Genomic DNA, 10,373 nt, shown 5'->3' on the forward strand with positions numbered 1-10,373 from the left:
GTCCGGTATGTTTACGATGCACTGTGGATCGACAGCCATTATTAGGAGTGGAGTTTCGATGGACAGGATCGCAGCGACACCCGACGCGATTCGTGGAATGGACCGACTTACCGCCAAGTGGTTGCCGCCCGCTCGCGTGAAGCGCGAGTTTCCCGAAGTGCGCTTCGACGCCAAAATCCGAGGCGGGAGCCCAGTGCGGTAGTTCCGCACGCTGGGATCTGTGTGGGGGGCCGCCCGTGAGGGCGGTCCCTACCGCGATCTGTCGGTGATGTGCGCCCGAGCAAACTCCCACCCCGCCGGGGCACGTTGATCACGCGCACCCGTGGTGAGGAGATGGTCCAGATCGCCCATCTTCCTCCGCTGTGAACCGCGTTGGGTCATGAAAGTATGTTGGGTCACGAAAGATGTTGGGCGGGTAAGTTGGCTGTCACTAAACGGTTCGGCCCGACCGGGACGATAAGAAGCGGTGCCATCGATGAGTTGTTTTCATTGCTGGGCCGTCGCCCAGAGGTCATATCCTTTGCCGCGGGAGCGCCGGAGACGACATTATTGCCGGGCGAACTCGTACCGGGTCTGGTCGACACCGTGATGACCAAATACGGAAATCGGGCACTGCAATACAGCATGCCCCAGGGATTCGGGCCGTTAGTGGAACAGGCTGCCCACCTGTTGTCGGAGCGTTGGATTCGATGTCCCGCGGACAATATTCACATTGCAACGGGTAGATCCGGAGCACTGCACAACGTGTGTAGGGCAGTACTCGGCGCCGGCGACGTGGTTCTTGTGGAAACCCCCACCCACGGTCCCGCCCTCGAGATATTTCAGAGCCATGGGGCAACCGTGACAAGCGTCGAATCCGACGAGGCAGGTCTCCTTCCGGAGGCGCTCGACGAGGCTCTCGCACGCACCTCGGCGGCCCTCGTCTATCTGCTTCCCACATTCCAGAATCCCACGGGCCGGACGATGCCCACGACACGAAGGGCGGAGGTGGCCGAGGTAATTGTTCGCCGAAATGCCCTGGCGGTTGAAGACGACGTCTATGCCGATCTTCGCTACCGCGGCAGACCGATACCGGCGTTCTGGGCCTTCGCGCCGAACAACACCGTGTACATCACGTCCTTGTCCAAGACACTGGCACCCGCGATCCGAATAGGAATCGCGGTGTTGCCCCCGGACGTACTGAGCACGGTATCGGCACTCGAGCACGGCATCGGCATGCAGACGTCGACCCTCTGCCAAGCCATTGCGGCCGAATTCCTGGCGAGCCCGTTCATGGCCGAGCACTTGCAGACGATCACGGAGGCGTATTCGGCCAAGCTCCAGCTGTTGTGCACGGCGCTCGGCAAGTATTTTCCCGGCGGGTTCCGGTGGACCGAACCCGACGGAGGATTGTTCGTATGGGTGGACGGCCCGCCGGGTTTCGATGCCGACGCGGCCTTGGATCGTGCGTTGCTGCGAGATGTCGCCTTCAGGCCGGGCAGCGCCTTCTATGCTGATGATGCGTTACTGCACCGCAATACGATGCGTTTGAGCTTCGCGGGTGTTCGATCGGAACAAGTACTGCCCGGGATTGATGCCTTGGCAGCAGTATGCGAGAACTATCGGGAATCCCGAGAAGGCGAATGATCGACGATTCCAGCCCATCAGCGCACCCGCTGCCGCTGCGGGCGCCCGATGCCGCCGATGCGGCGGATCCATCGGCGACTCGGCGGGCGGATGTCACCCGCACGCCTCGGTGGACGCCGGACAACTCCGAACCGTTGCCCGAGGACGGCGCGGATCCGGAGACGCGGTCTCGCCCGAGTGTGCGGCGGCTCGGTGCAGGGCTGGTCACGATGCCGCGGGTTGCGCTGGTCGATCCACCTTCTGCGATCCTGTCGGATCCCGAGGTGCCCGAGGACAAACGGTACTGCTGGAAATGCCGGCAGCCGGTCGGGCGTTCCGGCTCCGGCGAGCACGGCGTCCCGCGCGGCAGCTGCGTGCACTGCGGATCACCATTCCATTTCCGGCCGCAACTCGAGCCCGGTGACCTGGTCGCGGGTCAATACGAGGTATGCGGCTGCCTGGCCTACGGCGGAATGGGGTGGATCTTCCTGGCCCGCGATCGCAATGTCAGCGGCCGCTGGGTGGTGTTGAAGGGGTTGCAGAATCCGCTCGACATAGAGGCCAACGTGGTCGCCCTGGCCGAACGTCAATTCCTTTCGGAGATGGCACATCCGGCGATCGTGAAGATCTTCAACTTCGTGAAGCACCGTTCCGTGGACGGGACTCCGGTCGGCTATATCGTGATGGAGTATGTCGGCGGGCGTTCGCTGAAAACCGAGTTGGATCGGCGTGCCCTCGGCTACCTCCCGGTGGCCGAGGCCATCGCCTACACACTGGAAATCCTCTCGGCGCTGGACTATCTTCATTCGCTCGGCCTGGCGTACAACGATCTCAAGCCCGCCAACATCATGGTCGCTGCGGATGAGGTCAAACTCATCGACCTCGGTGCGGTCGCAGCCCTTCGGTCCGGTGGCAACCTGTACGGAACTCCCGGGTATCAGGCGCCGGAATTCACCCGGACCGGGCCCACCATGGCCTCCGACATCTACATGGTTGGCCGCACACTGGCAGCACTGACCTTTCGGATGCCCACCGACCGGCACGGCCACAAAATGCCCGGCCTGCCCCACCCGGACCACGAGTTGGTGCTGCGCCGTTATCCATCGTTCGCGCGCCTGCTGGCGGTAGCCACCGACAACGACCCGGTACAACGCTTTCCGTCCGCCTACGCCATGCACCGTCAACTCCTCGGCGTACTGCGCGCCGTCCTGGCCGAGGACACCGGCCGGGACTATCCACAGGTGTCGGCGGTATTCGGCACTCTGCGAGGCGATTTCGGGATCGATACGCTCATCCGGCCTTCCGATGGCGTTCTCGACGGCGTGCACCACAGGGCAACTCTCGACGCGCCGAGTGTTGTTTCCGCACTGCCGGTACCGCTGATCGACAGCGAGGACCCCAACGCGGACCTGCTGTCACCTCTGCTGCACGGCGATCCGCACCGGGCCGTCGATACGCTGCGCGAGGCGCGTGGGAACATGCTGGCCGGGAAGATCGCCACACACGAATCCTTCGAACTCGAAGGGACTTTGGCGGAGGTGCGGGCCCACCTCGATCTGGGTGAGGTGGAGAATGTCCGCGCCAAGCTCGCCGAACTGCGTCCGGGGCACCGCACGGACTGGCGTATCGGGTGGTATGCGGGGCTCGCCGAACTCACGATGGGTGATTACGAGAAGGCATACGAGCAATTCGATCTCGTTCATTCCGCGGTTCCCGGTGAGATCGCGCCGCAACTGGCGCTGGCGGCGACCGCCGAACTGGTGCTCGAAACTCGCTGTGGATCAGCGGATCTCGCTCGCTGGGGCCACGCGGCGAGAGAGTACTACCGGGCCGTTTGGCATACCGACCGTAGCGTGGCGAGCGCGGCATTCGGCCTCGCGCGCCGACTGGCCGCCGGCGGCGACACCGCCGCGGCCGTCGCCACGCTGCAACAGGTTTCCGAGATATCGCGTCACCACAACGTGGCCCGGATGACCGGATGCGTGCTGCTCGTCTCACGTCCGGTCACCGAACTCACCCAATCGGATCTGGATGCCGCCGCGCGGCTGGCAGAGCTTCCCGGTGAGCCGCGTGTACTGCAGATGCGCGCCCTCGTCCTGGGTGTCGCCCTGGCCTGGCTACGGCACGGTGGGCGTCCGCAGGACCCGAACGCCGCCATCCTCGGCGTGCGGTACCTCGAGAAGGAACTACGCGGAGGGATCGAACGGACGCTGCGCCGAATCGCCCGCGAGGCCCCGCATCCGTCGCAACGGTACGCGCTGGTCGACTTGGCCAACGAGTTGCGGCCCCAGTCGTGGTGGTGAAGCTCCCTGGCCGGTGATTCATACCGCCTCGGCGGGCTCGGCGCAGAGCCCTACGTGGGTTGGTCATGCTGTAGGTCGGCAAGTTCCCGCTCGGTCAGGTAGTCCAGATGGCGGGCGACGAACCGGTCGACCAAGCCGGACACCACCCGCCTGGGTTGTTTCCGGGCGGCGGTCAGATGCTCGGCCAGTTCCCGCGCATCCTGCGCTGTACGGGCGGAACGCCGGAACGAACGCACGATGGTGCGCTCGTACATATCCGCGAATTGCCTTGCGATATGGTCGCAATCGGCGCGTAGCCGGTCGATGTCGTCGAGCGCGCGTGCCGGTGGGATTCCGGCGTCGATCAGCTGATCGAGGACGTCGACGAGTTCGGGATCGGTGATCCGATAGCTGTCCGCGTCGAGCGGTTCGTACAGCCCGGCCGCGACCACCCGGGCCAGGCCGCCGGGGATCTCGCGGTAGTACTCGGCGAGATCGGTGGCGGCGACCCGCTCCCCGGCCGGGGCGCGGGAAGGTTGCTGTGGCTGCGCAGCGGTGCTCGCCGAGACGCCGAGCACGTCCGCCAGATCGTCCCCGCGGTCCCATGCCTCCAGCAGTCCGCGGACCCCGTTGAGGGTGATGCCACGTTCCAGCAGTCGGCCGATGATGCGGATCCGGTTGAGGTGTTCCTCGCTGTAGAACCCGATGCGGCCCTTCATCTGCGGCGGCGGGAGCAGGCCGCGCTCGTTGTAGTCGCGCAGGGTCCGGACTGTCATCCCGGTCTCGTGCGCCAACGCGCTGATCGTGAACTCCGCATCCACCGCCATGTCCTCCAGGAAACCACAACGCAACAGCGGGTTGGACAGCAACCCTTGCTGTGTGCCGTCAATCACTGGTACGTTCCATCAGTCAATGGCATGGTCCGTATCACAGGAAGGCACGATCATGACCACCGTTCAATCACCGGGAACCACCGGAGCTGCGGGGAACGCGCATGCTCATGAGGACGCCGGCTATCACAAGGCGCTACGCCCCCGGCAGCTGCAAATGATCGCCATCGGTGGCGCGATCGGCACTGGCCTGTTCCTGGGCGCGGGCTCCCGGCTGAAGGAGGCGGGCGCGAGCCTGTTCCTGGCCTATGCGGTCTGCGGGATATTTGTCTTCTTCATATTGCGGGCGCTCGGCGAACTGGTGCTGCACCGGCCGTCCTCGGGCTCCTTCGTCTCGTACGCCCGCGAGTTCTACGGGGAGAAGCTGGCATTCGGTGTGGGCTGGGCATACTTCTTCCACTGGTGTATGACCGGCATCGTCGACATTACCGCGATCGGAACATACGTCCACTACTGGGGCGCGACGAAATCTATTCCACAGTGGGCGATTGCGCTGGTCGCCCTGGTGATCGTCGTCGCGATCAACATGGTGTCGGTGAAGTGGTTCGGCGAGATGGAGTTCTGGGCAGCGCTGATCAAAGTCGTTGCTCTGGTGAGCTTCCTGGTGATCGGCATCGTCTTCCTGGTGGGGCGGTTCAAGATTGCGGGCGCGTCGACCGGACCTAGCGTGATCACGTCGAACGGCGGCCTGTTCCCGCATGGGGTGCTGCCTCTGGTACTGACCACCACCGGGGTCGTCTTCGCCTATGCCGCAGTCGAACTCGTCGGTACCGCGGCCGGTGAGGCGGAGAACCCGGAGAAGATCATGCCGCGCGCGATCAACTCCGTCATCGCCCGCATCGCGCTGTTCTATGTCGGCTCGCTGGTGCTGCTGTCGCTGCTGCTGCCGTACACCGAATTCAAGGCCGGCACCAGCCCGTTCGTGACCTTCTTCTCGAAGCTGGGTGTCGAGGGTGCGGGCTCGGTGATGAATCTGATCGTGCTGACCGCCGCGTTCTCCAGCCTGAACGCCGGGCTGTACTCGACCGGCCGCATCCTGCGGTCGATGTCGGTGAACGGCAGCGCGCCGAAGCTCGCTTCGCGGATGACCAAGGGCGGCGTGCCGTACGTGGGCATCCTCGCTACCGGCACTGTCGCGCTGCTGGGCGTCGGGCTCAACGCCATCGTGCCGGCGAAGGCGTTCGAGATCGTGCTGAACATGTCGGCGCTGGGCACCATCGCGGCGTGGGCGGCGATCCTGCTGTGCCAGCTGAAGCTGTGGCAGTGGTCCAAGCAGGGGCTGGTCGAGCGTCCGAAGTTCCGGCTGGTGGGCGCGCCCTACACCAGCATCGCGGCGCTGTCGTTCCTGGTGGTGGTGCTCGGGCTGATGCTGTTCGGTCGCGACGCCACCCAGCGCGGCGCGCTGATCGCCGTGGTGGTCGTGGTGCTGCCGCTGATGGTGGCCGGCTGGTTCGTCGCCCGGCGCCGGGTGGCGGCCCTGGCCGCCGAGCGCGAGGGCTACACCGGGCAGTTCCCGGTGCTGGCCGAGCGTCCGCTGGAGCACCGCGACCAGTAGCCCAACAATCGTCGGCGGGAGTCGGGCGGTGTCGCCCACGATGAGGGAGAATCCCGCCGATACCGGTCGGTCTCGGCATCCCCTGATAACGTCGCCGAGTCCGATCGGACCGTTCCGCGGCCGCAGGTCCGGCGGCCGCGGAACGGTTTGGGCTATTGGGGGTCCGCAAGTAGTGCACATCGGCTCCACTGACGCACTGGTCGCCGCGGTTAACCGGGTCCATAGTCGGCGTCTTGGGTGAGGTCATCCTAGGGTTCGATACCTGGATCGGGTGGGGAGCGGCGACGATCGCTTGGTCGGCCAGCGCCGGAGGTTGTCCACCACGGGGGTCGTCTTCGCCTATGCCTCAGTCGAACTCGTCGGAAAGGCGGCCGGTGGGGCCGAGAATCCGGAGAAGGTCATGCTCTGCGCGATCAACTCGGTCATCGCCCGGATCGCGCTGTTCTACGTGGGGTCGTTGGTGTTGCTGTCGCTGCTGCTGCCGTACACCGCATTCAAAGGCAGGAACCGTTCGTGACCTTCTTCGACCGCCACCGAGACCGGCTGGGACCCCTCGGCAGCCGGCGATCCCGGCTGCCGAGCGGGGCGGCGTGTAACCCGTTGGTTGTGCCATATTTTGATGGTATATTACGTCAGTCGACGGCAGATTGATTCTTGTGCCCCACTAGCACTGCGAAGGACGCCTCATGAGCTACCGCACCGAAGACGACTTGTTGGGTGAGATGAAGATCCCGGCTGATGCTTATTGGGGGATCCATACTGCCCGGGCCAGGGAGAATTTCCCGATTACCGGTACCGTGATCGGCGCGTTCCCGCAGTTGATCGTGGCGTTGGCTGCGGTGAAGGAGGCGGCGGCACGGGCGAATGCCGAGTTGGGCCTGCTGGCGTCGGATGTGGCGGAGGTGATCATCGCCGCGTGTGTCGATATTCGTTCCGGTGGGCTGCATGACCAGTTCGTCGTTGATGTGTTGCAGGGTGGTGCGGGTACCTCGACGAATATGAACGCCAATGAGGTGATTGCTAATCGTGCTCTGGAACTGTTGGGTTGCGACAAGGGTGATTACTCTCGTATCCACCCGAACGAGCATGTCAATCTCGGGCAGTCCACCAATGATGCTTATCCGAGTGCGGTGCGGTTGGCCACCATTTACGCGCTCGGGGGGTTGTCGGAGGCGATGGAGGTTCTGCGCGCCGAGTACCAGTGCAAGGCAACGGAGTTCGGTGGTTTGCTGAAGATGGGTCGTACCCAGCTGCAGGATGCGGTGCCGATGACCTTGGGGCAGGAGTTCGGTACGTACGCGGTCATGCTCGGTGAGGACCGGCAGCGTCTGGATGAGGCGGCTACCCTGTTGCATGAGATCAACCTCGGTGCTACCGCCATCGGTACCGGCCTGAACGCGGCACCTGGTTATGCGGAGGCTGCCTGTCGGCATTTGCGGGAGATCACTGGTCTGCCGGTGCAGACTTCTGTGGATCTGGTGGAGGCTACGCAGGACTGCGGGGCCTTTGTGCATCTGTCCGGTGTGCTCAAGCGGATCGCGGTGAAATTGTCCAAGGGTTGCAATGATCTTCGGTTGCTGTCGTCGGGGCCGCGGGCTGGGTTCAACGAGATCAATCTGCCGCCGGTGCAGGCGGGGTCGTCGATTATGCCCGGCAAGATCAACCCGGTGATTCCGGAGGTGGTCAACCAGATCGCGTTCCGGGTGATCGGTAACGATCTCACCGTCACGATGGCTGCGGAGGCGGGTCAGTTGCAGCTCAATGCTTTCGAGCCGGTCATCGTCGCTTCGCTTGCCGAGAGCATCACCCAGCTGCGTTCGGGTTGTCTGGTGCTGGCGCGTCGGTGCATCGCGGGGATCACCGCCAACCCGGAGGTTATGCGTGGGTATGTCGACAATTCGATCGGGCTGGTGACCGCGCTCAACCCCGTCATCGGCTACCACGCCGCGACCCGAATCGCGAAGCAGGCGTTGGTATCCGGCCGCGGCGTCGCCGAACTCGTACTCGAACAAGGGCTACTGCCGGCCGAGGAACTCGAGCGGCTACTACGGCCGGAAACCATCGCACACCCACGCGTGCTCGTGGCCGACTAGGTAAAGATTGCCGAGTCCTGGAGCTGCTTCGTGAAGGCTGAGGCGAATGGTAGGAGACCGACAATAGCTGGGCTGGCACATTCGAATCGGTGCGCCAGGAGATCGCATTGGATCCTCGTGTCTTCGCGCCCACTGCGCGGTTCTGGGCTCGCGGACTATGCCTGCCCGTGTGTGTGCGACTCTCGGGCGGCTACACGATGATTTGCTGGGATCGCCACGATGGCACGATCATCGGGTATTTCAGTCCTCGTCAGGTCCGATGGCTGCGCGAGCATGTCGGTGCCGTGCACAGGGCATTACAGATCGACTTGGATCTGTGAGAGATCCGGGGCGGTCTGGACGCCACCCGCGACACGGTGCCGTTCCTCGAGGACCGTTGGCGGCCGGCGCAGGACCTGGGGACCCCCGTGGCATGGCGTCCTGCGGATCTCCCGCGTGGACCGGAGAAACTCGGTCTGCAATTCGCACGACGCCGCGCGGCCGATGCCGCCCTGGTCCTGGCTGCCCTTCCCGAGGTCGGTGGCGTGGTGACCCTGCCCGAACGGTGCGCACAGGCTTGGGTGTGGTCTCTGGCCGAGTGCGGGACACACCTAGAGCATCGACTCGGCCTGCAGCGGCAGATACCCCGGTTCGTCGATGGCGGTGGCCATGGGGACTCCAACCGTGCGCAACGATCCCTGTCCGGCGTGCTCGCGTGGCTGGGTCGTATCACCGACGGTCTGATCGAGGTGGCCGGCCACCCGTTTCAGCCACCACCCGAAGACATGCCGACTACGAATATGAGGTGAGACGATGCCGCAAGAACACGCTCGACCCACGGTCGAGACGACGAGGAGTCCGAGCAGGCATGGCCCTCCGACACGAGCCGAGATGATAACGAGAGTCGCTCCGATAGCGGCTACGGCTCCGACCACCTCGAGGACGACATCCTCGAGGAAATCGACCACCTGATCCAGGATGCGCCGGAGTGGGAAACGTTTGTCCAGAAAGGCGGCCAATAGCACACAGACCATCGGTGGCAATGGGTATCGGCCGAAGCGGGCGCGTTGGACGCGGTCGCGAAATGCCGTGAAACGTGCTGGCAGAAGGACTGGATAATCGATTTGGACGTCAGCAAATTCTTCGATTCTGTTGACCACGAACTGATGGTCAAGGCCGTGCTTGCCAACACGACTAATGAGCAGCAGTCGCCGGCCTCCACGCGATCCGTGGACAGAGACGTCGGCGACGACGGGGTTCTCCAGGTTCCCTGGACAGTCGCACTGAGGCCGCGCATTTTCTCACCCTGACCGCATGCCGTGCCGACAGCCTGGGGTCACTGGATTGAAAGGGTCTGTGGCTTCCCAGTGTGAACAGTTCGGGGTCAAGGAGTGTACTTATGGCGTCACACTTTGAGGAAGCCTGGCAGGTTCAAGACCCTCGGGTGTTGATTGATTCGGCTGTGCTCGATCAAATACGACCGCGTGTCAGGGCGTTGGGACGCTCCGGTCAGAAATGAACGAGAATCCGGCCCTCGTTTCCCGGATCAGCCTCGACGCGCCGGTAGAACTTTTTCAAGCTTGGCTGGGCGAGCTTCGCGAGAACACGGCGCTTCAGGGTTCCGGAGCCTTTGCCTGGAATTATCTCCAACAAGCCGACCTTCTGCGCAACCGCACGGAAGATCGCGCTACGTACCGCATTGTCGATGTCGCGATCACTCCGGAAAACCGGGTGAAGATCAACTGTCAGCGTCACGGCCACATTCAACTCCTGAAATCCTGAGTAAGACACGCGATCTCATCGTTACATACCGCCCGCTCATAGTGCCATCTCGGATGGCAGATCCAGGTGATCTCAACGTTGGGAGGGGTCTTTACGAGACGATGGATGAACTCGAGGACGCGGTGCGTCGGCGGCTGTATCGGATGCGTGATCTCGGGGACGATATGGCCGCGATCCGGGTCCGGGA

At 63.8% G+C, this 10,373-nt stretch carries 7 protein-coding genes and 1 pseudogene; 6 read left to right on the forward strand and 2 right to left on the reverse strand.

Annotated elements, in window-relative coordinates; genetic code table 11:
- Positions 1 to 588 precede the first annotated feature (588 nt).
- Both ACWEO2_RS44005 and ACWEO2_RS44010 read left to right on the forward strand, forming a co-directional pair.
- Positions 589 to 1,626, forward strand: coding sequence for an aminotransferase-like domain-containing protein (locus ACWEO2_RS44005; protein ID WP_452410832.1), 1,038 nt, complete (start codon positions 589 to 591; stop codon positions 1,624 to 1,626).
- Positions 1,623 to 3,908, forward strand: a complete 2,286-nt coding sequence (locus ACWEO2_RS44010; protein ID WP_452410830.1) for a tetratricopeptide repeat protein — start codon at positions 1,623 to 1,625, stop codon at positions 3,906 to 3,908. The genes ACWEO2_RS44005 and ACWEO2_RS44010 overlap by 4 nt, the downstream gene beginning before the upstream one ends.
- A gap of 50 nt (positions 3,909 to 3,958) precedes the next feature.
- Here ACWEO2_RS44010 and ACWEO2_RS44015 read toward each other — a convergent pair whose 3' ends face one another.
- Positions 3,959 to 4,780 (reverse strand): MerR family transcriptional regulator, encoded by an 822-nt coding sequence (locus ACWEO2_RS44015; protein ID WP_354961847.1) that lies wholly within the window; start codon positions 4,778 to 4,780, stop codon positions 3,959 to 3,961.
- Positions 4,781 to 4,832: 52 nt separating this feature from the next.
- Between ACWEO2_RS44015 and ACWEO2_RS44020 the strand changes: the two genes are divergently transcribed.
- From ACWEO2_RS44020 to ACWEO2_RS44035, 4 genes and pseudogenes are all read left to right on the forward strand, one after another.
- On the forward strand, positions 4,833 to 6,332 hold the full coding sequence (locus ACWEO2_RS44020; RefSeq protein WP_452410831.1) for an amino acid permease: 1,500 nt from the start codon (positions 4,833 to 4,835) through the stop codon (positions 6,330 to 6,332).
- Positions 6,333 to 6,651: 319 nt separating this feature from the next.
- Positions 6,652 to 6,863 (forward strand): annotated as a pseudogene (locus tag ACWEO2_RS44025) (amino acid permease); the annotation flags it as partial.
- A 155-nt stretch (positions 6,864 to 7,018) separates the two neighbouring features.
- On the forward strand, positions 7,019 to 8,425 hold the full coding sequence (locus ACWEO2_RS44030) for an aspartate ammonia-lyase (protein WP_354961993.1): 1,407 nt from the start codon (positions 7,019 to 7,021) through the stop codon (positions 8,423 to 8,425).
- A 524-nt stretch (positions 8,426 to 8,949) separates the two neighbouring features.
- Positions 8,950 to 9,213 carry a hypothetical protein gene (locus ACWEO2_RS44035; RefSeq protein ID WP_452410833.1) on the forward strand — a complete coding sequence of 88 codons (264 nt, stop codon included), beginning with the start codon at positions 8,950 to 8,952 and terminating at the stop codon, positions 9,211 to 9,213.
- A 700-nt stretch (positions 9,214 to 9,913) separates the two neighbouring features.
- Here the strand turns inward: ACWEO2_RS44035 and ACWEO2_RS44040 are convergent.
- Complete coding sequence (locus ACWEO2_RS44040; protein WP_355185601.1) at positions 9,914 to 10,195, reverse strand: Smr/MutS family protein; 282 nt, start codon at positions 10,193 to 10,195, stop codon at positions 9,914 to 9,916.
- Positions 10,196 to 10,373: the final 178 nt, after the last annotated feature.

The organism is Nocardia sp. NPDC004278 (assembly GCF_053602975.1).